A 22,869-nucleotide genomic window follows, 5' to 3' on the forward strand; every position below is an offset into this window, starting at 1 on the left:
ACCCTGCTCCCCGTACTACCTGACCTTGACCTCGGCCAGCTCCTGGCCATCCGGACTCATGACGTGCGTCGAGCAGGCCAGGCACGGATCGAAGGAATGGATCGTGCGCAGGATCTCCAGCGGCTGCTCGGGATTGGCCATCGGGGTGTTCATCAGCGACGCCTCGAAGGCGCCGATGTTGCCCTTGGGATCCCTCGGCGAGCCGTTCCAGGTCGTCGGCACAACGCACTGGTAATTGTCGATCTTGGTATCCTTGATCTTGATCCAGTGCGCGAGCGCGCCGCGCGGCGCCTCGGTGAAGCCGACGCCCTTGGCCTCCTTCGGCCAGCTCTCCGGCTTCCATTTGTCGACATTCGCCGTCGAGCTGTCGCCGGCCTTGATGTTGGCGATCAGCTTGTCCTGGAAGTAGCGCATCTGCCGTCCGGCCCAGACCGATTCCAGCGCACGTGCCGCGGTGCGGCCGAGCGTCGAGAACAGCGCCGTCAGAGGCAGGTCGAGATCCTTCAGGAACTTGTCGACCGGGTCCTTGAACTCCGCCTTGTTCTGCGCATAGCCGACGACCCAGCGTGCGAGCGGCCCGACCTCCATGGCGTGGCCGCGCCAACGCGGCGCCTTGATCCAGGAATATTTGCCGCCCTCGTCGAGCTCCTTGATGTCGGTCTTGGTGCCCTTCGCGTTGGGGCCAAGCACGTAGTTCGGCTCGGTGATGCCGTCCCAGGGATGCAGCCCCTTGGTCTCGTCGGGATATTTGTACCAGGAGTGAACCACGAACTCCTGGATCTCGTCCGGATTGGCATGATCGACCGGAAACACCTCCGACAGATTGCCGTTGATGATCGCACCGCGCGGCAGCTTCAGGCTCTTGGCCGAGTAGTCGTTGGCATGCTCGGGCACGTCGCCATAGGCGAGCACGCTCTTGCCGGACAGGCCGCCGCCGTAGAGCCAGTCCTTGTAGAACGAGCCGATCGCGGCCACGTCGGGAAGATAGACCAGCTCGTTGAACTCGATCAGGCGATCGATGATCGACGAGACGAGATTCAGCCGCTCGATGTTGATGGCGCCGACCGCGCCGGTGCCGTCGATGTTGATCGGACACGGCACGCCGCCCACCAGCCAGTTCGGATGTGGATTCTTGCCGCCGAAGATGGTGTGGATCTTGACGATCTCCTTCTGGAAATCGAGTGCCTCCAGATAGTGTGCCACGGCCATCAGATTGGCCTCAGGCGGCAGCTTGTAGGCCTTGCTGCCCCAATAGCCGTTCTTGAACGGACCGAGCTGGCCGGACTCGACGAACTTCTTGAGACGGGTCTGCAGGTCCCTGAAATAGCCGGGCGACGACAGCGGCCAGCTCGAGATCGACTGCGCCAAGGTCGACGTCGCCTTTGGATCGGCCGAGAGCGCCGAGACCACGTCGACCCAGTCCAATGCGTGCAGATGATAGAAGTGCACGACGTGGTCGTGCACCTGCAGCGCAAGCTGCATGAGGTTACGAATGGAGTTGGCATTCTCCGGAATGGTGATGCCGAGGGCGTTCTCGACCGCGCGCACCGATGTGAGCGCGTGCGTTCCGGTGCAGACGCCGCAGATCCGCTCGGTGAAGGCCCAGGCGTCGCGCGGATCGCGGTTCCTGAGGATCACCTCGATACCGCGCCACATCGTGCCGGTGGAGACCGCATTGCGGATCACGTTGTCGGAATCGACGTTGACCTCGACCCGCATATGTCCCTCGATGCGGGTGACCGGATCGACGACGATGCGCTTGCCGGAATTGTCGAGATTGAAGCCGTTGGGAGTCTGGATGCCCATCGTTGCCTGTCCTGAATTCGATCAATGATCTTGCTTGGCGTTTTCCTTGGCGTCGTCGCGTTTGGTCGCGAGACGCTTGACCGCCGTGACCGCCGCATGCGCTGCGACCGCCGCACCTACCGTGCCCGCGGCCACCATGCCGACCTGGTCGGCGTTGTGCTCGATGCCGAACTGCTTGATGTTGGTGAGGCGGTCGTAGAACGAGCCCTTGTCCCAGAAGCCGTCCTCCGAGCAGCCGATGCAGCCATGACCCGACTGGATCGGGAACGATACGCCGCCATTCCATCGCACCGTCGAGCAGGCGTTGTAGGTGGTGGGGCCCTTGCAGCCCATCTTGTAGAGGCAGTAGCCCTTGCGCGCCGCCTCGTCGTCCCACTCCTCGACGAACTGGCCGGCGTCGAAATGCGGCCGGCGATAGCACTTGTCGTGGATGCGCTGTGAGTAGAACATCTTCGGCCGGCCCTGGCGGTCGAGCTCTGGCAGCTTGCCGAAGGTAGTGATGAAGGTGACGACGCCGGTCATGACCTCGGCGATCGGCGGGCAGCCCGGCACCTTGATGATCGGCTTGTTGGTGATGACCTTGTCGATCGGCGTCGCCTGCGTCGGATTCGGCTTCGCCGCCTGCACGCAGCCCCAGGAGGCGCAAGCGCCCCAGGCGATGATCGCCATCGCGTCCTCGGCCATCATCTTCAGCTTCTCGACGAACGGCTTGCCGCCGTCGATGCAGAACATGCCGCCTTCGTTCAGCGGCGGATTGCCCTCGACCGCGAGAATGTACTGTCCCTTGTACTTCGCGCGCGTCTCCTCGAGGATCGCCTCGGCCTGGTGGCCGGCCGCCGCCATGATCGTGTCGTCATAGTCGAGCGAGATCATCGACAACACGGCATCCTTCACCAGCGGATGCGCCGAACGGATGAAGCTCTCCGAGCAGCAGGTGCATTCGAGCCCGTGCATCCAGATGACCGGCGTGCGCGGCTTGGTCTCCAGCGCATTGGCGATGCGGCTCGCCGCGACCGGCCCGAGCCCGAGGCTCGTCGCCGTCAGGCTGCAGAATTTGTGAAAGCTGCGCCGCGTGATGCCCTGACGCCGGATGACGCTGTAAAAAGTTTCCGTTGCCGCGCCCATGAGTCCTCCCCCTGATATCGCGTTGGCGATCGTGTGATCGCGTTCTGGCGAGAAGGACAGCAAGATGCGGGCCAGCATCATCCCTGGATTTGAATCATAATGATTCCAGATGCTTGAAGCAGTGAGGCCGCAGCGGCTAAGGCTTCGACAGCGGATCGCGCGCGATAATCGGAAATCACGCGCTTTGCACCGACAAGCTTGTTTCCGCTTGCTGCCTACCTGTGTGCAGCGCGCTCAATGCGCCGTGCAGACCATGCACGGATCGAACGACCGCACGACGTGCTGGATGCCGACCGCACGAGCGCCGGCATCGCCGACCTCGGTGCCGACCAGCGCCTGTTCGAGCGGACCGGCTATCCCATCCGCGTCGCGCGGAGAGAAATTCCAGCTGGTCGGCGCGATGATCTGATAGCGCTCGATGCGGCCGGAGCGCACCGCGAGCCAGTGGCCCAGGCTGCCGCGCGCAGCTTCCACGAGCCCGACGAAATTGCCGTCGGCCGTACTGGCGCTGTTGTCGCAGAACGGCTCGTTGAGACGCAGTGCCTTGATCCAATGCTCGATCGCCAGCGCGAGGCGCGCGGTCTCGATCAGCCGGGCGATGACACGATTGCGGACATTGCTGCGACCGCCCGCGAGCAGCGCGGAGATCAACGGCTGACCGTCGATGGCCTGCCTTGCGAGAGCGCCGACCTCGACCGGTTCTCCCGCAAGCCGCGGCGCCTTGCACCAACTATAGGCGTCGGGCTTGTCGGCGTCGGGCTCGGTCCGGCTCTCGGCCGGATCGAGCGAGGTCGCACGCATCCAGGCGTGCGACACGTCCTCCGTGATCCGATTCGACGGCAGCGCTTCGATCGTTCCATCGCGGGTGCGAAGCCCGGCCCGGAAGTGCGCACTGTCAGATTCGTGATAAGCGCCGAAACTCATCAGCAGGCTGGAGCCCGGGCCAAGATGCGCCAGATCGAGCGCGTCGGCGATGCGCAGGAAATGCGCGAAGTCGCCGGCGCGGCCCTCGCGCCAACGGTCGAGCTCGTCCGACGTCGACAAGGCGAGCACATTCTCCAACCTGTCGGCAAACACGGCGCGTTCAAGAAAACCGCGAAACGACGCCGCGATCGCGTTGAGGCGCACGCGCTCGCCGAGCTCGATCGCGCGCGTCGTCCCGCCCGGCTGGAAGGCGAGACTGTGCGGCCATTTGCCGGCGATCAGGCCCATGATCTCGAGCAGCCGCGCGCGCGCCGGCAACGCTTCGCGAGCCGCGCTGCCCTTCGTCGCCGCGAAACGCTCGGCCGCAGCCGAATGCCAAGCGTGCGCGACGTAGGCGTCGCGGGCGAAGTCCGGCATGAAGAAGATGTAGAAATGCGTCAGATGGTCCGCCGCGTTCTCGGCCGCATGGGCGATGTTGGCCGCGAGGATGCCGTTTGGCGCTGCCGCAATGCCCATGGCCTGGCGCAACGCGGCGGCGGCGGCGATCGATTGCGACACCGAGCAGATGCCGCAGATTCGCGGTGCGATCACCAGCGCGTCCAGCGGCGGCCGCCCCTCCAGGATCTGCTCGAAGCCGCGATAGAGCGGCGCCGTCACTTCCGCCCTGGTGACGCGGCCGCTCTCGATATCGAGCCTGACCTCGAGGTCGCCTTCGACACGATTGAACGGCCCGACCGTGATCCGCGTCATGGACGGCGCTTGTCACTGGGCCGGCCCGGCGGCACCACGACGTGATCCGCCGTCGCATTGACCCGCACGCGGCGCGGCGTGGCCGATTTCGACAGCGCGGCGAGCGCCACGAACCAGGCTTTCGGCATGTCGGTCGGAAGGCCTACGGGAATGCCGGCGAGCTTCGCCGTCTCCAGATAGTTCTGCGTGCTCTCGAAGCCCGGCGAGGTGCAGGCGATGCAGGCGTACCCGCCCTTGGTGCAGGAGCCGCCGCCATTCCAGGAGCGCTGATTGCAATCGCCGACCGCCTGCGTCGCCCGGCAGCCGAGATGCTCCATCAGGCAGCCGCGCTCGGACATCGTCTCAGCGCTCGCCTTGAACTCGTAGAACTCGTTGCGCGAGCAGCCGTGATGAGCCAAGTGATTGGCGATGAAGGTCGGACGTCCCACTGCGTCGAGGCCGTCTGCCGTCAGATCGCCCGAGGTGAGCGCCAGCAGGCTTTCCATCATCCAGCCCGGATGCGGCGCGCAGCCTGCGACGTTGATCACCGGCAGCCCGCGTTTCGAGCGGAATCCCGCGCCGAGCGCGCCGCCGATGTCACTGCCCTCGAACTGCAATCCGACCGCGTCGGTCGGGTTGATGCCGGCAGCAGGAATGCCGCCATAGGCCGCGCAGCTGCCGACGGCGACGACGTAGTCGGCCAGCGGCGCCAGATCGAGCAGCCAGTGATAGATCGAGCGGTTGGTGCCGGCGAGCATGTTGAAGCGGCCGGTCTGACCAGGTCCGCGCGCCACCGAGCCTTCGAGCACCAGCAGATCGAGCCGCTCGCGACCGTCGCGGATCGCCTCCAGCAGCTCCACGACCTCGTCTCCGGTCTGCTCGCTGACGGAGGGATGCCAGATGAGGTCAATGCCGGACTGGCGCAGCTCATCGAACCAGCCGGACGCACCGCTTTCCAGGATCGACATCGTGCAGCCGCCGCAGCTCGCGCCCTGCAGCCACAGCATCCTGGTCATTTCGTCCGAGCCGGCCATCATTCGTACCCGCGCGCTCGATCCTATTTCGCCCTCGGGTTTAGCGCCCCGGCGCGAACGCTGGCAAGCTCCTCACCCGGCGCATCCTCGGAACCGCCCGGACGGCGGCCAAGCAGCATGGCACCCGCCCAGATCAGGCCGAACAGTCCGATGGCGACGATCCCGAGGTTGGCGAGATCATCGCCCAGCGCAGTGACGACCTCGGTCCATCCGCCGGTGAAGCCAAGCCGGGGCGTCAGCAGCGCGACGGCCTCGACGCCGCCGATCACCAGCGCGATCGCGACAGAGGCGCCGGTGATGACCAGATTGTAGCGCCGCTTGCGCGCGGGATCCGTGAACGCCCAGCGATAGGCGCCGGCCATCAGCATGCTGTCGGCGGTGTCGACGGTGGCCATCGCCGCCGCGAACAGCGCCGGGAATACCAGCACATGCGCCAGGCTCGCGCCGCGCGCTGCCTCGGTCGCCGACAGGCTGAGCAGCCCGATTTCGCTGGCGGTGTCGAAGCCCAGGCCGAACAGGAAACCGAGCGGGTACATGTGCCAGGCGCGAGACACGAGGCGGAGCACCGGCCGCAGCAGACGAATGAGCAGGCCCCGCCCGGCGCTACCTGCGGCATCGATGTCGGAATGCGGGTGGGACGGGCGGCGCCAGAGGTTCACGAACAGCACCAGATTCGCGAAGGCGATCAGCAGCAGGAAGCCTGCGGAGACCGAGGTGCCGATGGTGCCGCCGATCGCGCGGATGGCGCTGTCCTCACTCAACAGATCTGAGCCGGCCACCAGGCTCACTACGATGGTGGCGATCACGACGACGCTGGAATGGCCGAGCGCAAAATAGAGGCCGGCGGCGCGCGGCGCGCTGCCGTCCTGCACCAGCTTCCGCACTACGTTGTCGATGGCCGCGATGTGATCCGCATCGACCGCATGGCGCAGTCCGAGCAGCCAGGCCAGCAGCGCGGTGCCGACGATGGCGGGCCGGTCGGCGTAGAGCGCGAACGCCCAGACCCAGGCCAGCGCGTTGGCGGCGACCAGACCGCCGACCAGCGCAACGTTGCGGCCGGGCTGCGACCGCCACCACAGCAGCCGTGGGGCACGAGGATGATCAATTGGAACAATCGTCATACTCGGACCATAGCAAGAGCCAGGCCAGTTCGGTAAGGCCCCGCGGCAGGCGAAAGCTGCAGGAAAAATCGGCTGCAGTTCGCGGTTCGCCCGCTCGCTTGGCAACCCGCTATCCAGTCACGCACAGATCATGACCAGCGGCGGGACCTCTCTCGTCCCCTCCTCCTTCAGCCCGACGAGGCACTCTGCGCCGCGATCTCGCGCCGCACGACCGCTTCGAACTGGCTCGCGGGAGCAGCGAACATCAGCCGGGTCTCCTCGTGGAACGCCGAGAAGATGCCGACCACGACCGGCTGCCCGCCGACTTCGGCCATGATGGGGGAGCCTGAATAGCCGAAATTGGCGAGGCAATGCACCGTCAGCAGCCGGGCATCGCTGGTCATGCCGGCGCTGCAATTGCGCTGGCCGGTCGGCGAATAGCGGCGCTCCTGGCCGTAGCCGATCTCGGAGATGGTTCCGGCTGATGTCGCAGCCTGCAGTTCCTCCCGCGTCAGCGCCTTGACCGCGACCGGCTTCGAGGGCAGCGCATCCTTCAGCACGATCAGCGCCCAATCGGCGGGCGAGCGGTCGAGCGACCATCTGTCGTGCCGGGTCGGGACGAAGTCCGGCGCCACGATCAGCTTGTCGGCGACCGACGATGCCGCCGGCGTGCCCCTGTTCATGCCGGCCAGGAAGCGGACATTGCCGGGGCTGACCTGCGCGACGCCGTTGAACACGCAATGCGCCGCGGTGAGCACGACGCGCGGCGCGACCAGCGTGCCGGTGCACCAGCCGCCGGTCGAGTATTGCGCGACGGTGACGACGCCGATCGACGACGCCGGCCACGAGGTGGGATCGACGACCTCGCCGATGTGGCGGTCGAGCCCGAGCAGTTGCTCCGGACGCGGAGCGGCGACGCCCGCCTCCGCCGATTCCGGCTTCGGCCGCCAGGCCGCAATGGCGCTCTGGGCCTGGACGCGCTGCGGCTCGGTCAGCTTGACCCGCTGCACGTCGCGGCCGGCCGATCGCACGCCGCTGCGACCCGCCATCACCAGCCAGGCGTAGCCCTGCACGACGTCCTGCTTCACGCCGCGACCGTCCAGCAGCATCAGGCCCAGCATGTATTGCGACTGGGCGAAGCCCTGCGCTGCCGCGCGGCTGAACCAGCGGCCGGCTTCGCCATAATTGCTCGCGACACCTTCGCCGTTGACATAGGCGATGCCGAGATAATGCTGGGCGACGGCGAGGCCCTGATCGGCGGCCTTGCGATACCACGCCAGCGCCTCGGCGGGGTTGCGCGGTTGGCCCCAGCCGAAGGCCTCCATGAAGCCGACGTCGAACTGCGCCCGCGCATCGCCCTTGGCGGCCAGCGGCAGCAGGCGGCGCATCGCCGCGGCGTGCTGTCCGTTTCCCGCCGCGGCGACCGCGTCTTCGAGCTCGGCGGCCGCGGCGCCCGCCGCGCTGCCGAGCAGCACGGCTAGAGATATGATGATGGTCTTGATCAAGGGCGTCCGCTGGGACCGAAACATCGTGACGGGCCACGAAGCAGACACGATCAAGACGGCGGCGGCGTGGCGGAAAGCGGACCGCGATCTCCTCAATCGGGCCCCCTCGCGCCTCACACCTGCTTCATCCTCACGCCCGATCGCCCCTTACACCTGCTCGCTCTTGGCGAAGCGATCATCGAGCGCATAGCCGGCGCCGCGCACGGTGCGGATCGGGTCCTGCTCGCGGCCCGGATTGAGCAGCTTGCGCAGGCGGCCGATATGGACGTCGACCGTGCGCTCGTCGATATAGATGTCGCGGCCCCAGACGCTATCGAGCAGCTGCTCGCGGCTGAACACGCGGCCGGGATGCTCCAGGAAAAACTCGAGCAGGCGGTATTCGGTCGGGCCGAGATCGATCGGCCGTCCCGAGCGCGCCACGCGGCGCTTCTCGCGGTCGAGCTCGATGTCGCCATAGGACAGCACGGTCGCCAGCCGCTCCGGGCTCGCCCGCCGCAGCAGGCCCTTCACGCGCGCCAGCAGCTCCGGCACCGAGAACGGCTTGACGATGTAGTCGTCGGCGCCGGTCGCGAGGCCGCGCACGCGCTCGCTCTCCTCGCCGCGCGCGGTGAGCATGATGATCGGCAATTGCCGGGTCTCGGACCGCGCCCGCAGGCGGCGGCACAGCTCGATGCCGGACAGGCCCGGCAGCATCCAGTCGAGCACGACGAGATCGGGAACGCGCTCCTTCAGCCGTGTGTCGGCCTCGTCTCCGCGCGCCACCGTCTCGACCTCGTAGCCTTCGGCCTCGAGGTTGTAGCGCAGGAGCGTCGTCAGCGCCTCCTCGTCCTCCACCACCAGAATTCGGGCGCCCATGTCAGAACCGTCTCTCTCAGTTGCCGGGGATCGTCGATGCGAAGCTCGTCATGTCGCCCTTCGGGCGCTTGTCCATGATCTGCTGGCCTTCGATCATATAGAAGACGGTCTCCGCGATGTTGGTCGCGTGATCGCCGATGCGCTCGATGTTCTTGGCGCAGAACATCAGATGGATGCAGAACGAGATGTTGCGCGGATCCTCCATCATGTAGGTCAGGAGTTCGCGGAACAGCGAGGTGCAGATGGCGTCGACCTCCTCGTCGCCCTTCCACACCGTCATCGCCGCCGGCAGGTCGTGCGCGGCATAGGCGTCCAGCACCGTCTTGACCTGCGACTGCACCAGGTCGGTCATGTGCTCGAGCCCGCGGATCAGCTTGAGGGGATGGAAGTCGCTCTCCAGCGCCGCGACGCGCTTGCCGATGTTCTTGGCGAGATCGCCGATGCGCTCCAGATCGGTCGCCACGCGCATCGCGCCGACGATCTCACGCAGATCGACCGCCATCGGCTGTCGCCGGGCGATGGTGAGCACGGCGCGCTCCTCGATGATGCGCTGCAGCTTGTCGACCTCGGCGTCGGTGGCGACCACCTTCTGGCCGAGCGCGATGTCGCGCCGCACCAGCGCATCGACGGAATCGACGATCAGCCGCTCCGCAAGGCCGCCCATCTCGGACACCAGCCGGGTGAGATCCTGCAGATCGCTGTCGAACGCCTTGGCGGTATGTTCACTGGCCATGATGATCTCCTGAAGTCAATGTCGTCGGCGTCAGCCGAACCGGCCGGTGATGTAATCCTGGGTCCGCCGATCGCTCGGCGAGGTGAAGATCTTGCTGGTGTCGTCGAACTCGATGAGCTCGCCGAGATACATGAAGGCGGTCTTGTCGGAGACGCGGGCCGCCTGCTGCATGTTATGCGTCACGATGGCGATCGTATAGTTTTCGGCGAGCTCCTGGATCAGTTCCTCGACCTTGGCGGTCGAGATCGGATCGAGCGCCGAGCACGGCTCGTCGAACAGGATCACCTCCGGCCGGACCGCCACGGTGCGCGCAATGCACAGCCGCTGCTGCTGGCCGCCTGACAGCGACAGGCCCGAAGCGTTGAGCTTGTCCTTGACCTCGTTCCACAACGCGCCGCCGCGCAATGCCTTCTCGACCCGGTCGTCCATCTCCGACTTGGAGATCTTCTCATACAGCCGGATGCCGAAGGCGATGTTCTCGTAGATCGTCATCGGGAACGGCGTCGGCTTCTGGAACACCATGCCGACCCGGGCCCGCAGCAGGTTGAGGTCGAGCTTGGGATCGAGGATGTTGGTGTTGTCCAGCATGAGCTGGCCAACGGCGCGCTGGCCCGGGTAGAGATCGTACATCCGGTTGAAGATGCGCAGCAGGGTCGACTTGCCGCAGCCGGACGGGCCGATGAACGCGGTGACGCGGTTGGTCCCCAGCGACAGGTTGATGTTCTTCAGCGCGTGGTGATCGCCGTAATAGAAGTTCAGGTTGCGCGCGGTCACCTTGGCGGGGGCTTCCGGCAAAACCTTGCCGTTCAGCGCGGCGGGATTGGGCTGGCTGACGGATACGGACAGGTCGGTCATTTTGCGTTCCTCTCGGCGCCGAGAATGCGTGCACTGACATTCAGGGCGAGCACGGCCAGAGTGATCAGAAGGGCTCCGCTCCAGGCCAGCTGCTTCCAATAGGCATAGGGGCTCTGGACGAAGTTGTTGATGGTGACGGGCAGGTTGGCCATCGTCTTGGAGAGGTTGAGGCTCCAGAACTGGTTCGACAGCGCGGTGAACAGCAAGGGCGCGGTCTCGCCGGCGACGCGGGCGGTGGCCAGCAGCACGCCGGTGATCAGGCCCGAGCGCGCCGCGCGATAGGCGATGCGCCGGATCACCAGCGATCGCGGCAGGCCGAGCGCCGAGGCCGCCTCACGCAGCGGGTTGGGCACCAGCAGCAGCATGTCCTCGGTGGTGCGCAGCACCACGGGGATGACAATGACAGCCAGCGCCAGCGAGCCTGCGAGCGCCGAGAAGCCGCCCATCGGCACCACGACAGCGCCATAGATGAACAGGCCGATGATGATCGAGGGCGCCGACAGCAGGATGTCGTTGATGAAGCGGATCACCGAGGTCAGGCGGTCGTTGCGGCCGTACTCGGCCAGATAGGTGCCGGCGAACAGGCCGAGCGGCGCGCCGATGCCGACGCCGATGACCGTCATGATCAGAGAGCCGACGATGGCATTGCGCAGTCCGCCTTCGCTCGAGCCCGGCGGCGGGGTGTCGGCGGAAAACACTTGCAGGCTGAGGCCGGCGAGGCCGTTATAGAACAGCGTGAACAGGATCAGCGCCAGCCAGGTGACGCCGAACAGCGCGGCGGCGACGCAGAGGCCGCGGATCACGATGTCCCTGCGGCGTCGGCGCGCATAGATCGGATTGACCGGCGTATCGGCGGTGAGCGAATCTGCGCTGGACATGGCTTATTTTCCCGCCTTTGCTTGGAGCCGCATGAGCATCAGGCGCGCGCTCGCCAGCACGAAGAAGGTGAGCACGAAGAGCAGCAGGCCGAGCAGGATCAGGCTCGACTGGTGCAGGCCGTCGCTCTCCTGGAACTCAGAGGCAATGGCGGCCGAGATCGTGGTGCCCGGCGCGAAGATCGACGATGAGATCCGGAACGAGTTGCCGATGATGAAGGTCACCGCCATCGTTTCGCCGAGCGCACGACCCAGCGCCAGCATGACGCCGCCGATGACGCCGACACGGGTGTAGGGAATGACGACGCTGCGCACGACCTCCCAGGTGGTGCAGCCGACCCCGTAGGCCGCTTCCTTCAGCACCGGCGGGACGGTCTTAAACACGTCGACCGAGATCGAGGTGATGAAGGGCAGCACCATGATCGCCAGGATCAGCGAGGCGTTGAACAGACTGAGATAGGACGGCGGACCGGCGAAGATGTCCTGCAGCACCGGGATGCCGGAGCAGAGATTGATCATGAACGGCTGGAACGTGTAGGCCAGGAACGGGCCCAGAACGAAGAAGCCCCACATGCCGTAGATGATCGAGGGAATGCCGGCGAGCAGCTCGATCGCAATGCCGATCGGACGGCGCAGCCATTGCGGGCACAGCTCGGTGAGGAAGATCGCAATGCCGAGACCCACCGGAATCGCGATCAGCATCGCGATGAAGGACGTGACCAGGGTGCCGTAGATCGGGCCGAGCGCCCCGAGCACCGGCGGATCGGCCGACGGCGCCCAGCGCCGCGTCCACAGGAATTCGAAGCCGTAGGCCTTCATCGCCGGCCAGGCGCCGATGATGAGAGAGATGATGATGCCGCCGAGGATCAACAGAACCGAGATCGCGGCGAGCCGGGTGATCCAGTAAAAGGTGACGTCGCCAAGCTTGAAGGCACTGAGCGCGCGCGCCCGGTCGTAGGGCCCGGCAGCAGCCGCGATGTCGCCGACTTCGGTCTGAACCGCCATCTCTGCCAATTCCGCCCCCTGTTCCTTGGACACGCCTCAACCCCGGTAGCACCCCTCCCCCGGCGGCCGGGAGAGGGGAATTTTCGATACGTCCAGCTCAGCTCTTGATGTCGGCAGACCAGGTCTTCTCGATCAGCTTCACGACGCTGTCGGGCATCGGGATGTAGTCGAGCTCCTCGGCCATCTTGCCACCCTTCTCGAACGACCACTTGAAGAACTTGATCGCCTCGGCGGACGCGGCCTTGTCGGTCGGCTCCTTGTGCATCAGGATGAAGGTCGCGGCCGTCATCGGCCAGGACTTGTCGCCGGGCTGGTTGGCGAGGATCACGTAGTAGCCGGGGGCCTTGGTCCAATCGGCATTCGCGGCGGCGGCCTGGAAGGCCTCGACGGTCGGCTGCACGGTCTTGCCGGCCTTGTTCACCATGGCCGTGTAGGTCAGCTTGTTCTGCTTGGCATAGGCGTACTCGACATAGCCGATCGAGTTCTTGGTCTGGCCGATGTTGCCGGACACGCCCTCATTGCCCTTGGCACCGACGCCGACCGGCCACTCGACCGCGGTGTTGAAGCCGATCTTGCTCTTCCAGTCGGCGCTCGCCTCGGAGAGATAATAGGTGAAGTTGAAGGTCGTACCCGAACCGTCGGAGCGGCGGACGACAGCGATCGCGTCCGACGGCAGCTTGACGCTGGGGTTGAGCTTCTTGATCGCGGCGTCATCCCACTTGGTGATCTTGCCGAGATAGATGTTGGCGAGCGTCTCGCCGTCCAGCACCATCTCGCCCGGCTTCACGCCCTCGAGGTTGACGACCGGCACGATGCCGCCCATCACCATCGGCCACTGCACCAGGCCGTCCTTCTCGAGCTGCTCGGCCTTGAGCGGAGCGTCGGTGGCGCCAAAGGTCACGGTCTTGGCCTGGATCTGCTTGATGCCGCCGCCGGAGCCGATCGACTGGTAGTTCAGACCGTTGCCGGTCTCCTTCTTGTAGGCGTCGGCCCACTTGGAATAGATCGGGAACGGGAACGTCGCGCCCGCACCGGTGATGTCGGCAGCGAACGCCGACGTCGATGCGGCGACCAAGCCGGCAGCGACGATAGCTTTGACGAAATTCATAGCTGGTCTCCATGCTCGGGAAGCGAAGCGCCATCTGCGCCCGATTGCGCTTCCCCGGCCGCTTTACGGGGCCTCAGTGTGGCTTTTATAAAGGTTCGATGACAGTCGGATGACAGTCACAAGCCGTTGATAATTCTTGATATTTAGAATTTGACCGGAGTTTTTACGGAGCGCGGGCGGGGTTTCATGCGGGCCTCCGCCCCTCGCCGTTTGCGAGCACTGCTCAACGAGATTGGAGGACCCGGCGATGCCGCGCGCAACCTCATCGACCCATGCGGCCGCTGCGCCCGACGTGGAAGTTGCCACAAGGGGCCGCCAAATCATCGGTGTCGTTCCAGGCAAGGTCGGCGACGGGAAGCGGTGACGGCCGCCGACCCGGGACCCACTCCGCAGCGGTTGTGGCTTGGCGGCCGGTCCATCATCGTGCCTCGAACTCCTCCCTGGGGTTATGGATCCCGGATCTGCGCGCGCTTTGCGCGCTTGTCCGGGACGACAGCGGAAAGGTTGGTTGGCCGCTCCGCCGCCTCATGACACGCGTCATCGCGCCCCACGGCACACCGTGCCCGAGGTGATGCATCGATCATATCGCCCTGAAACGAGAGGGCGCGAGGAAGGCCGGACCTCGGCTGAGGCCCGTGGCCCGCCTGCTCAAAAGAATGCAGGCGGCAGGTACCACAGGTACAGCCGGACAGACCCGGCCTTCCCCGCGCGATGGCTTTACGGTGTCCTTCGTGCTCTCCCTGGGGATCGGCTTTCTTGCCCCCATCGCCCGCGTGTGCCGTCAGGCAACCACCGCAGACTTGACCTCAGCGTCGAGAGGCCAGGACCACACGACTTCGCCGTCCGTGCCAACCGCGCTCGTCTGGCGCAGCCGTCACGTCCATCGCAGCCCACCTCAACGTATCGTGACGACGCGTACGTCCCTCTGCTCGAGGCGGGTTGCACGCAAGAGAACATGATTTCAGAAAAATAGCAAGCTATTTATTTTTTTCGGAACACACCCTCCCCCCGGCACGCGGGGCATCGGCTCAATCCGGCTTCGGCGGCTCGATCCAGATCCCAGGGTCGGAATGGGTCCGGATGTGGTCGACGAGGAAATCGGCGAACACCCTGATCTTGGCCGGCAGCCTGACGCGGTTCTGGTAGGCAATGTTCATCGTCAGGAGCGGCAGCTCCCAGTCGAGCAGGACCGGCACCAGCCGGCCGGCCAGAATGTCGCCCTGCACGATGTAGAGCGGCTGAATCAGGATGCCGAGCCCGGCCAGCGCCGCGCCCCTGATCACCTGGCCGTCATTGCTGTCGAGCGTCGGCGCGATCCGGATGCTCTGGGCCGTCGTTCCGTTGCGCAGGGACAGGGAATAGGGATCGTTGGCAAGGTTGTAGATCAGCATGTCGTGGCGCACGAGATCGGCGGGAACGACGGGGCTGCCGCGGCTGGCGAGATAGGACGGCGCCGCCGCCAGCACACGCCGCATCTGCCCGATGCGGCGGACGACGATGCCCGAGTCCGGCTCATGCTCGCGGGTGCGGATCGCGACGTCGATGCCCGCCTCGATGAAATCCGGATAGCGGTTGGCGGCGATGATCTGCAGGTTCAGCTTCGGATACATCGCGCGGAACGCCGGCAGCATCGGCGCGAGATAGATCGTCGCGAACGACAGCGAGCTGGTGACGCGCAGCATGCCCTGCGGCGACAGCGCGCGGTCGCTGACGGCGTCCTCGGCCTCGGCCAGCTCGTTGAGCAGCGTGCCACAGCGCTGCAGCAGCTCCTGCCCGGCTTCGGTCAGCCAGAGACGGCGGGTGTTGCGCTCGATCAGGCGCACCGCGAGCCGCTCCTCCAGCGCGCTGAGATGCCGGCTCGCCGCTGCGTTGGACATCCGCAAGGACTCGGCGGCCTTGGACAGGCTGCCCAGCTCCGCCGTCCTGGAAAACACTTCGAGCTGGAGCAGACGGTCCATTGTTGCGCCGAATTGTTACGCTGAGCGGAAAACAGAGTTACAATTTTTGGGCTTTATTTCCATTTCCTGCAAGGCAAAATCGCCCGACAAGAACAAGGCACAGGTGAGGACGCACGAATGACGGGGCCGATCAGGCACATCGTGATGTGGCGGCTACGCGCCGAGACGGCCGCCGACCGCGCCGCAGCCCGGCTCAAGGTCAAGACCCTGTTCGAGGGCCTCAAGGGCCGGATCGACGGCCTCACCCACATCGAGGTTGGTCTCGATGTCAGCGACGTCGACTACGCCTGCGACGTCGTCCTGTTTTCCGAATTCGCCAGCAGTGCCGCGCTGCACGCCTATGCCTCGCACCCCGAGCACCTGCGCGTGCGCGAGGAGCTCGGCGACATCAGGATCGGCCGCTTCCAGGTCGACTATCCCATCGCTGCGGCGACCGGCGCGTGACCGGGGCGTTCATCTTCGACGGCCTGCCCGGCCGCCCCCTGCCCGGCTCCAGACCACATGGCAGATCAAGCCAATGACGGACGGCATCGATGCCCCTTCCTGACCAACGCCTCGCCTTCATCGGCATCGGCAAGATCGGCCTGCCGATCGCGGCGCGGCTCGCCAAGGCCGGCTATGACGTCACGGCGTTCGATCCCAACGCCGAGCGGCTCTGCGAGGCGCGCGCGCTCGGCATCGTCGCTGCAACATCCGCGACGGAGGCGGCGCGTGACCATGCGGTGGTCATCGCGTCCCTGCCCGACGACACCGCGCTGCGCGCGGCGATGCTCGGCGACGGCGGAGTGATCGCGGCCATGGCACCGGGCGCGATCCTGATCGAGACCAGCACCGTGGGCGTCGACGCCTCGAGCGCAGTCGCCGCGGCCGCCGGCGCGCGCGATGTCGCTTATCTGCGCACGCCGATCTCCGGCAATGCCAGCATCGCCCACACCGGCGAGCTGACCTGCTTCGTGTCCGGGCCGAAAGCGGCCTTCGCGCGGATCACGCCGCTGCTGCAGGCTTTCACGCGCGCGCAGACTTATCTCGGCGCGGCCGAAGAGGCGCGCTATGCCAAGCTCGCCGTCAACCTGATGATCGCGACGACCGCGGCGATGATGGCCGAGAGCCTGGCGCTGGCGCGCAAGGGCGGCATCGCCTGGCCGGACATCCTGCAGGTGCTGCACGACAGCGCGGTCGCCTCGCCGATGGTGAAGTACAAGACCGCGCCGCTGCTGGCGCGCGACTTTGCCGCGACGTTCTCCTGCGCGCAGATGGCCAAGGATCTCGATCTCATTCTCGGCGCCGGTCACGCCGTCGGCGTGCCGCTGCAGCTCGCGGCGCAGGTCCGCGAGACCTATGCCGCGCTGATCGCGCAGGGCGAGGCCACGACCGATTTCCTTGCCACTGTCCGTCATGTCGAACGGCTGTCCGGGCTCGGCGAGCCCGTCTGAAAGGAGCCGCCTCGTGCGCAACTTCAACGAGACCACGATCACGGATGCCGTGCTCGACCGCCTGGCGGGCGCGAGCGATGCGCGCATCAAGCAGGTCAGCGAGGCGCTGGTGCGCCATCTCCATGCCTTCGTGCGCGAGGTCCGTCCGACCCAGCAGGAATGGGAGTTCGGCATCGACTTCCTCACCCGCACCGGCCGGATGTGCGACGACAAGCGCCAGGAATTCATCCTGCTGTCTGACACGCTCGGCGTCTCCATGCTGGTCGACGCCATCAATCATCCCGTGCCTGAAGGCGCCACCGAGACCACCGTGCTCGGCCCGTTCTTCGTCCAGGCCGCGCCGGAGCGCGCCAATGGCGACGACATCGCGGGGCCGATGAAGGGCGATCCGCTGCTGGTGACCGGCTCGGTGTCGCGCACCGACGGCCGGCCGCTCGCTGGCGCCGTGGTCGACGTCTGGCACTCCGACGATGACGGCTATTACGACGTGCAGCGGCTCGAGCAGATCGGCGATCTCGCCATGCGCGCGCGCTTTCGCACCGATGCCGGCGGCCGCTTCCATTTCTGGTCGATCAAGCCCGCCGCCTATCCGATCCCCGATGACGGGCCGGTCGGCGACATGCTGGCGGCGCAGGGACGGCATCCGTGGCGGCCGGCGCATGTGCATTTCATGATCTCGGCGCCGGGCTTCGAGCGGCTGGTGACCCATGTGTTCGTCGCCGGCGACCAGTATCTCGATTCCGACGTCGTGTTCGGCGTCAAGGACAGCCTGATCCGCGACTTCACGCGCTGCCCGCCGGGCCGTGCGCCAGATGGCCGCATGGTGGCGGAGGGATATTTCCATCTCAACTACGACTTCGGCCTGAAAGCGCTTGCGGAGCGCGGCGATCGGGCTTGAGCTGAGCGGACGACAAGGACCGTCAAGAGTCCTGTCATCGTCGAGGAAGCGGACGGGAGGAATGATGGAGTTGCGGGTCGGCACCGGCGCATTGGCCGAGCGGCTTTCGTGCCTGATCGGACCACGCGCGAGCGTCGCGCGCGGCGTGCTGGATCAGCACGGCCGCAGCGAGTCGTATTATCCCGCGATGCCGCCCGACATCGTCGTATTCCCGGAGACGACGCAGGAGGTCAGCGCCATCGTCGGGCTGTGCGCCGAGGCCGGCATGCCGATCGTGCCGTTCGGCGCCGGCACCTCGCTCGAAGGCAATGCCGCGGCGGCGGCGGGTGGCGTCTGTTTCGACTTCGCCCGCATGAACAAGGTGCTGGCCGTGCATGAGGCCGACATGGACGTCGTGGTGCAGCCCGGCATCACCCGCAAGCAGCTCAATGCGGAGCTGCGCACGACCGGCCTGTTCTTTCCGATCGATCCCGGCGCCGACGCCTCGATCGGCGGCATGAGCTCGACCCGCGCCTCCGGCACCATGGCGGTGCGCTACGGCACCATGAAGGACAACGTCCTCGCATTGGAGGTGGTGCTGGCCGACGGCCGGGTGATCCGCACCGCGAAGCGTGCGCGCAAATCCGCCGCCGGCTACGACCTGACGCGGCTGTTCGTCGGATCGGAGGGGACGCTCGGCGTGATCACCGAGATCACGCTGAAATTGCATCCGCTGCCCCAGGCGATCTCGGCCGCGACCTGCAGCTTCCCGACCCTGCACGACGCGGTCGACACCGCGATCGCCCTGATCCAGTCGGCGGTCCCCGCCGCCCGCATCGAGCTCGTCGACGACGTCATGATGCGCGGCATCAACGCCTACTCCAAGCTCGGCTATCGGGAAGCGCCAACCTTGTTCCTCGAATTCCACGGCTCCGAGGCGGCCGTCGCCGAGCAGGCGCAGACGGCGGAGGCGATCGCGACCGAGCATGGCGGCCGCGGCTTCGCCTGGGCCAAGGCGGCCGAGGACCGCAGCCGGCTGTGGCACGCGCGCGACAACACGCTGTACGCCGGCCTGGGCCTGCGGCCCGGTGCGCGCGCCGTCATCACCGATGTCTGCGTGCCGATCTCGCGGCTGGCCGAATGCCTGACCGAGACGCGCCGCGACGCCGATGCCAGCGGCTTCCTCGCGCCGATCGTCGGCCATGTCGGCGACGGCAATTTCCACATGCTGATCCTGGTCGATCCCAGCGATGACAGCGAGCTCGCCGGCGCCAAGGCGCTGCAGGCGCGCATGGTGGCGCGCGCGATCGCGATGGATGGCACCTGCACCGGCGAGCACGGCATCGGCCTCGGCAAGATCGACTATCTCGAGGATGAGCTCGGCGGGGCCGTCGCCGTGATGCGCGCCATCAAGGCCGCGCTCGATCCCGCCGGCCTGATGAATCCGGGCAAGATCTTCGCCGGCGGAGCACCGTCATGAGCGCGGCGGCCGCCATCGCAGCTCCATCGCCCGCGCCGCTGCTGGAGCTGCGCGGCATCAGCAAGTCGTTTCCGGGCGTCAAGGCGCTGGACGACGTGTCGTTCGCGATCTACCCGGGCGAAGTCCACATGCTGCTCGGCGAGAACGGCGCCGGCAAGTCCAGCCTGATGAAAGTGCTGTGCGGCGCCTACAGCGCCGATGCCGGCGAGATCATCTCCAAGGGCGCGAAGGTCGAGATATCGTCGACGGCCGACGCGCAGAAGCTCGGCATCGCCGTCATCTTCCAGGAATTCTCGCTGGTGCCGTTCCTCGACATCGCGCAGAACATCTTTCTCGGCCGCGAGCCGAAGGGCCGCATCCCCGGCACCATCGACCGCCGCAGGATCCTGGCCGATGCACGGCGCGTGCTCGACAGCATCGGCTTCGACATCGATCCCTCCGTCATCGTCGACACGCTCGGCGTCGCGCAGCAGCAGATGGTCGAGATTGCCAAAGCGATCAGCCAGAATGCGCGGATCCTGGTGATGGACGAGCCGACCGCGGCGCTGTCCGACCGCGAGGCGGAGCTGCTGTTCGCGCTGATCAGGCGGCTGAAGGCCGACGGCGTCGCCATCGTCTACATCTCGCACCGCATGGCCGAGGTGTTCGCGCTCGGCGACCGCATCACCGTGCTGCGTGACGGCCGCCGCATCGACGATCTCAGGCCCGCCGACGTCACCCCCGACCAGCTCGTGCGCATGATGGTCGGGCGCAATATCGACATGAGCTATCCGCGCCATTTCGTGGAAACGCCCGGCGAGCTCGTGCTGGAGGTCAAGGGGCTGAGCGCGCCGAGCGGGATTGCCGACATCAACATCGAGGTGCGGCGGGGCGAGATCGTCGGCCTGTGCGGCCTCGTCGGCTCCGGCCGCACCGAGGTGGCGCGCGCGATCTTCGGCGCCGATCCGGTCAGCGAAGGCGAGATCATCTTCGACGGCAAGCCGATCGCGGGCGAGCCCGACATCGCCGCGCGCCGTGGCATCGCGCTGATCCCCGAGAGCCGCAAGAGCGAGGGCCTGGCGCTGCTGCGCTCCGTCGGCGACAACCTCGTGGTGTCGGCGCTGAAGAAGCTGTTTCCCAGCGGGCTGTACGATCCCCGCGGCGCGCAGCGCACGGCCGACGGGCTGATCCGGCAGTTGCGCATCGCAACGCCCACGGCGCGGCAGACGGTCGGCCTGCTCTCAGGCGGCAACCAGCAGAAGGTCGTGATCGGCAAGTGGCTGGCGGCCGGCGCCAGGCTGTTCATCTTCGACGAGCCGACCCGCGGCATCGACGTCGGCGCCAAGTCGGAGATCTTCGCGCTGATTGACCGGCTGGTCGCCGACGGCGCGGCGGCGCTGATGATCTCGTCCGAGCAGATCGAGATCTGCCACGTCTGCGACCGCGCCTATGTGATGCGCGAGGGCCGCATCGCCGGGCATTTGTCACGGGGCGAGCTGACCGAGGAGAATATCGTGCGACTGGGGATGCATGATGAGTGACACCGCCATCGTCTCGCCGATCCGAACCTTGCAGCGCATTCCGGGCGTGGCGATCGTGCTGGTGCTGCTGATCGCGCTGTTCGGCGCGATCGCGCCCGGCTTCCTGTCGGCCGCAAACCTCTCCAACGTGCTGGTGCAGTCGACGATCCTGACCATGCTCGCGCTGCCGATGACCCTGATCATCATGACCGAAGGGCTCGACCTGTCGATGGGCGCGGTGCTGACCTTGACCTCGCTCTGCGTCGCCATCGTCTCGCTCGCGACCAAGTCGGTGCTGCTCGGCCTCGGCGCCGCGGTGCTGGCCGGCGCCGCGTTCGGCACCGTCAATGGCTGGCTGGTCGCGGTCGTCGGGATTCCGCCGTTCGTGGCGACGCTCGCCACGCTCGGCATGGCACAGGGACTGTCGCTGATCGTGAGCGACGGCCAGAGCGTGGTCGGCATTCCCCACGGCGTCCGCGACATCTATGCGGCGACGCTGCTCGGCATCCCCGTGCCGATCGTGATGGGGCTTGCCACCTACGCCGTGTTTCACGGCCTGCTGTATCATACCAGGTTCGGCACCTACATCTTCGCGCTCGGCGGCAACCGCGAGGCGCTGCGCTATGCCGGCCTGTCGCCGACACGGCTCCTGATCGTGGTCTATGCGATCGGCGGCACGATGGCGGGCATCGCCGGACTGCTGATGACCGCGCGGATGAATTCGGGACATCCGACCGCGGGACTCGGGATGGAGTTCGACGCCATCGCGGCGGTCGCGGTCGGCGGCACCTCGTTCGAGCGCGGCAATGGCTGGCTGCTCGGCACCGTGCTCGGCGTCATTGCCGTCGGCGTGCTGCGCAACGGGCTCAACCTGGTGTCCCTGCCCTCCTCGGTGCAGGTCGCGAGCGTCGGTGCGCTGGTCATCGTCGCGATGTTCCTCGACGGCCTGCGGAGCCGATCATGACCGACATCGCCAAGGACACGCTGCCGCCGCCGCGCTCGCTCCTGTCGCAGAACGCAGCGCAGGTGTTCTATCGCATGCTCGCCGCGCTGTTGATCTGCGCCGCGCTGACCGTGCTGAGCGACTCCTTCCTCAGCCTCGGCAACATCCTCAACGTGCTCAGGCAGGCGAGCCTGACCTTCTTCATCGCCTCCGGCCTGACCCTGGTGGTGCTGACCGCCGGCCTCGATCTGTCGGTCGGCGCCAACGTCGCGCTGTCGGCGTGTCTCGCCGGCACCGTGATCCATCAGACCGGCTCGCCCGTGCTCGGGATCCTGACCGGGCTGCTCGCGGGCGGCAGCGTCGGCTTCCTCAACGGCTTCATGGTCACGGCGCTGCGCATCCCCTCCTTCATCGCCACCTACGGCATGCTGTGGGTGCTGAACGGCGTCACCTATTGGTACATGGCGGGCGAGACCATCCACGGCTTTCCGGCCGGCTTCCGCCAGATCGGCAGCGGCTATCTGCTCGGGCTGCCGATCCCGGTCTATCTGCTGCTGGTGTTCCTCGCGATCGGATCGTTCTTCGCGCAGCGCACGATCTGGGGCCAGGAGATCTACGCCATCGGCGCCAATCCGGTCGCGGCGCGGCTGTCCGGCATTCCGGTCGCGCGCCGTCTGCTGCTCGTCTACACGGTGTCCGGCACCATGGCCGGGCTCGCCTCCATCATCTTCCTGTCGCGGCTCAACTCGGCCGAGGCCGACATCGGCGAGAGCCTCACCTTGCCGGCGATCGCCGCGGTGCTGATCGGCGGCACGTCGCTGTTCGGCGGCGTCGGCACGGTGTTCGGCACCTTCATCGGCGCCCTGATCCTGACGCTGGTGCTGAACGGCATGAACCTGCTCGCGATCAGCGCCAACTGGCAGCCGCTCGTCACCGGCATCATCGTGATCATAGCCGTCTGGCTCGACATGAAGACAAGGCGCCCGACGCAATGAACCTTCAATACAACCAAAAAACGAGGGAAG

The 22,869-nt window shown here is 66.5% G+C and carries 20 protein-coding genes; 7 read left to right on the forward strand and 13 right to left on the reverse strand.

What is annotated here, in order from left to right; translation table 11 throughout:
* Window positions 1-15: 15 nt before the first annotated feature.
* From ACQR1X_RS22725 to ACQR1X_RS22785, 13 genes are all read right to left on the reverse strand, one after another.
* Window positions 16-1,806: a nickel-dependent hydrogenase large subunit gene (locus tag ACQR1X_RS22725; protein WP_434864174.1), complete on the reverse strand. Its 1,791-nt coding sequence runs from the start codon at window positions 1,804-1,806 to the stop codon at window positions 16-18.
* 21 nt (window positions 1,807-1,827) lie between these two features.
* On the reverse strand, window positions 1,828-2,931 hold the full coding sequence (locus ACQR1X_RS22730) for a hydrogenase small subunit (protein WP_315802060.1): 1,104 nt from the start codon (window positions 2,929-2,931) through the stop codon (window positions 1,828-1,830).
* A 234-nt stretch (window positions 2,932-3,165) separates the two neighbouring features.
* Complete coding sequence (locus tag ACQR1X_RS22735; RefSeq protein WP_434880348.1) at window positions 3,166-4,605, reverse strand: nickel-dependent hydrogenase large subunit; 1,440 nt, start codon at window positions 4,603-4,605, stop codon at window positions 3,166-3,168.
* Window positions 4,602-5,618 carry a HupU protein gene (locus ACQR1X_RS22740; RefSeq protein WP_434873204.1) on the reverse strand — a complete coding sequence of 339 codons (1,017 nt, stop codon included), beginning with the start codon at window positions 5,616-5,618 and terminating at the stop codon, window positions 4,602-4,604. Before ACQR1X_RS22740 ends, ACQR1X_RS22735 begins: the two co-directional genes overlap by 4 nt.
* Window positions 5,619-5,641: 23 nt before the next feature.
* Complete coding sequence (locus tag ACQR1X_RS22745) at window positions 5,642-6,739, reverse strand: HoxN/HupN/NixA family nickel/cobalt transporter (RefSeq protein ID WP_434899600.1); 1,098 nt, start codon at window positions 6,737-6,739, stop codon at window positions 5,642-5,644.
* A gap of 167 nt (window positions 6,740-6,906) precedes the next feature.
* Complete coding sequence (locus tag ACQR1X_RS22750) at window positions 6,907-8,223, reverse strand: trypsin-like serine protease (RefSeq protein ID WP_434873206.1); 1,317 nt, start codon at window positions 8,221-8,223, stop codon at window positions 6,907-6,909.
* Between the two features lie 147 nt (window positions 8,224-8,370).
* Window positions 8,371-9,078 carry a phosphate regulon transcriptional regulator PhoB gene (gene phoB, locus ACQR1X_RS22755; protein ID WP_315754964.1) on the reverse strand — a complete coding sequence of 236 codons (708 nt, stop codon included), beginning with the start codon at window positions 9,076-9,078 and terminating at the stop codon, window positions 8,371-8,373.
* A gap of 16 nt (window positions 9,079-9,094) precedes the next feature.
* Window positions 9,095-9,811 carry a phosphate signaling complex protein PhoU gene (phoU, locus tag ACQR1X_RS22760; RefSeq protein ID WP_315713504.1) on the reverse strand — a complete coding sequence of 239 codons (717 nt, stop codon included), beginning with the start codon at window positions 9,809-9,811 and terminating at the stop codon, window positions 9,095-9,097.
* A 30-nt stretch (window positions 9,812-9,841) separates the two neighbouring features.
* The gene (gene pstB / locus ACQR1X_RS22765; protein WP_315802055.1) at window positions 9,842-10,666 is read right to left on the reverse strand and encodes a phosphate ABC transporter ATP-binding protein PstB; all 825 of its coding nucleotides are present in this window, start codon (window positions 10,664-10,666) and stop codon (window positions 9,842-9,844) included.
* Window positions 10,663-11,544: a phosphate ABC transporter permease PstA gene (gene pstA / locus ACQR1X_RS22770; protein WP_315802054.1), complete on the reverse strand. Its 882-nt coding sequence runs from the start codon at window positions 11,542-11,544 to the stop codon at window positions 10,663-10,665. Before pstA ends, pstB begins: the two co-directional genes overlap by 4 nt.
* Window positions 11,545-11,547: 3 nt before the next feature.
* Window positions 11,548-12,546 (reverse strand): phosphate ABC transporter permease subunit PstC, encoded by a 999-nt coding sequence (gene pstC / locus ACQR1X_RS22775; RefSeq protein ID WP_315802053.1) that lies wholly within the window; start codon window positions 12,544-12,546, stop codon window positions 11,548-11,550.
* A gap of 97 nt (window positions 12,547-12,643) precedes the next feature.
* Window positions 12,644-13,654 carry a phosphate ABC transporter substrate-binding protein PstS gene (gene pstS / locus ACQR1X_RS22780; RefSeq protein WP_315802052.1) on the reverse strand — a complete coding sequence of 337 codons (1,011 nt, stop codon included), beginning with the start codon at window positions 13,652-13,654 and terminating at the stop codon, window positions 12,644-12,646.
* A gap of 1,028 nt (window positions 13,655-14,682) precedes the next feature.
* The gene (locus ACQR1X_RS22785; protein ID WP_434899601.1) at window positions 14,683-15,612 is read right to left on the reverse strand and encodes a LysR substrate-binding domain-containing protein; all 930 of its coding nucleotides are present in this window, start codon (window positions 15,610-15,612) and stop codon (window positions 14,683-14,685) included.
* 117 nt (window positions 15,613-15,729) lie between these two features.
* On the opposite strand from ACQR1X_RS22785, the gene ACQR1X_RS22790 reads away from it, so the two are divergent.
* The 7 genes from ACQR1X_RS22790 (at window position 15,730) to ACQR1X_RS22820 (ending at window position 22,839) form a co-directional block, all read left to right on the forward strand.
* Window positions 15,730-16,056, forward strand: coding sequence for a Dabb family protein (locus ACQR1X_RS22790; RefSeq protein WP_316181634.1), 327 nt, complete (start codon window positions 15,730-15,732; stop codon window positions 16,054-16,056).
* An 89-nt stretch (window positions 16,057-16,145) separates the two neighbouring features.
* Complete coding sequence (locus ACQR1X_RS22795; RefSeq protein WP_316181632.1) at window positions 16,146-17,045, forward strand: NAD(P)-dependent oxidoreductase; 900 nt, start codon at window positions 16,146-16,148, stop codon at window positions 17,043-17,045.
* 13 nt (window positions 17,046-17,058) lie between these two features.
* Window positions 17,059-17,943 (forward strand): intradiol ring-cleavage dioxygenase, encoded by an 885-nt coding sequence (locus ACQR1X_RS22800; RefSeq protein ID WP_315802048.1) that lies wholly within the window; start codon window positions 17,059-17,061, stop codon window positions 17,941-17,943.
* Window positions 17,944-18,007: 64 nt separating this feature from the next.
* Complete coding sequence (locus tag ACQR1X_RS22805; protein ID WP_316181629.1) at window positions 18,008-19,402, forward strand: FAD-linked oxidase C-terminal domain-containing protein; 1,395 nt, start codon at window positions 18,008-18,010, stop codon at window positions 19,400-19,402.
* Window positions 19,399-20,922, forward strand: coding sequence for a sugar ABC transporter ATP-binding protein (locus ACQR1X_RS22810; RefSeq protein ID WP_434899602.1), 1,524 nt, complete (start codon window positions 19,399-19,401; stop codon window positions 20,920-20,922). The genes ACQR1X_RS22805 and ACQR1X_RS22810 overlap by 4 nt, the downstream gene beginning before the upstream one ends.
* Entirely contained in the window at window positions 20,915-21,865 is a 951-nt protein-coding gene (locus tag ACQR1X_RS22815; protein ID WP_434899603.1) for an ABC transporter permease, read from the forward strand. The genes ACQR1X_RS22810 and ACQR1X_RS22815 overlap by 8 nt, the downstream gene beginning before the upstream one ends.
* Window positions 21,862-22,839, forward strand: coding sequence for an ABC transporter permease (locus tag ACQR1X_RS22820; protein WP_316236909.1), 978 nt, complete (start codon window positions 21,862-21,864; stop codon window positions 22,837-22,839). The genes ACQR1X_RS22815 and ACQR1X_RS22820 overlap by 4 nt, the downstream gene beginning before the upstream one ends.
* Window positions 22,840-22,869: the final 30 nt, after the last annotated feature.

This window comes from Bradyrhizobium sp. HKCCYLRH3073 (assembly GCF_051167995.1).
GTDB lineage: Bacteria > Pseudomonadota > Alphaproteobacteria > Rhizobiales > Xanthobacteraceae > Bradyrhizobium.

Coding starts and splice junctions, on each gene's coding strand:
- ACQR1X_RS22725 (WP_434864174.1), bottom strand. CDS start 1,806: ATGGGCATCCAGACTCCCAACGGCTTCAATCTCGACAATTCCGGCAAG.
- ACQR1X_RS22730 (WP_315802060.1), bottom strand. CDS start 2,931: ATGGGCGCGGCAACGGAAACTTTTTACAGCGTCATCCGGCGTCAGGGC.
- ACQR1X_RS22735 (WP_434880348.1), bottom strand. CDS start 4,605: ATGACGCGGATCACGGTCGGGCCGTTCAATCGTGTCGAAGGCGACCTC.
- ACQR1X_RS22740 (WP_434873204.1), bottom strand. CDS start 5,618: ATGGCCGGCTCGGACGAAATGACCAGGATGCTGTGGCTGCAGGGCGCG.
- ACQR1X_RS22745 (WP_434899600.1), bottom strand. CDS start 6,739: ATGACGATTGTTCCAATTGATCATCCTCGTGCCCCACGGCTGCTGTGG.
- phoB (WP_315754964.1), bottom strand. CDS start 9,078: ATGGGCGCCCGAATTCTGGTGGTGGAGGACGAGGAGGCGCTGACGACG.
- phoU (WP_315713504.1), bottom strand. CDS start 9,811: ATGGCCAGTGAACATACCGCCAAGGCGTTCGACAGCGATCTGCAGGAT.
- pstB (WP_315802055.1), bottom strand. CDS start 10,666: ATGACCGACCTGTCCGTATCCGTCAGCCAGCCCAATCCCGCCGCGCTG.
- pstA (WP_315802054.1), bottom strand. CDS start 11,544: ATGTCCAGCGCAGATTCGCTCACCGCCGATACGCCGGTCAATCCGATC.
- pstC (WP_315802053.1), bottom strand. CDS start 12,546: ATGGCGGTTCAGACCGAAGTCGGCGACATCGCGGCTGCTGCCGGGCCC.
- pstS (WP_315802052.1), bottom strand. CDS start 13,654: ATGAATTTCGTCAAAGCTATCGTCGCTGCCGGCTTGGTCGCCGCATCG.
- ACQR1X_RS22785 (WP_434899601.1), bottom strand. CDS start 15,612: ATGGACCGTCTGCTCCAGCTCGAAGTGTTTTCCAGGACGGCGGAGCTG.
- ACQR1X_RS22790 (WP_316181634.1), top strand. CDS start 15,730: ATGACGGGGCCGATCAGGCACATCGTGATGTGGCGGCTACGCGCCGAG.
- ACQR1X_RS22795 (WP_316181632.1), top strand. CDS start 16,146: ATGCCCCTTCCTGACCAACGCCTCGCCTTCATCGGCATCGGCAAGATC.
- ACQR1X_RS22805 (WP_316181629.1), top strand. CDS start 18,008: ATGGAGTTGCGGGTCGGCACCGGCGCATTGGCCGAGCGGCTTTCGTGC.
- ACQR1X_RS22810 (WP_434899602.1), top strand. CDS start 19,399: ATGAGCGCGGCGGCCGCCATCGCAGCTCCATCGCCCGCGCCGCTGCTG.
- ACQR1X_RS22815 (WP_434899603.1), top strand. CDS start 20,915: ATGAGTGACACCGCCATCGTCTCGCCGATCCGAACCTTGCAGCGCATT.
- ACQR1X_RS22820 (WP_316236909.1), top strand. CDS start 21,862: ATGACCGACATCGCCAAGGACACGCTGCCGCCGCCGCGCTCGCTCCTG.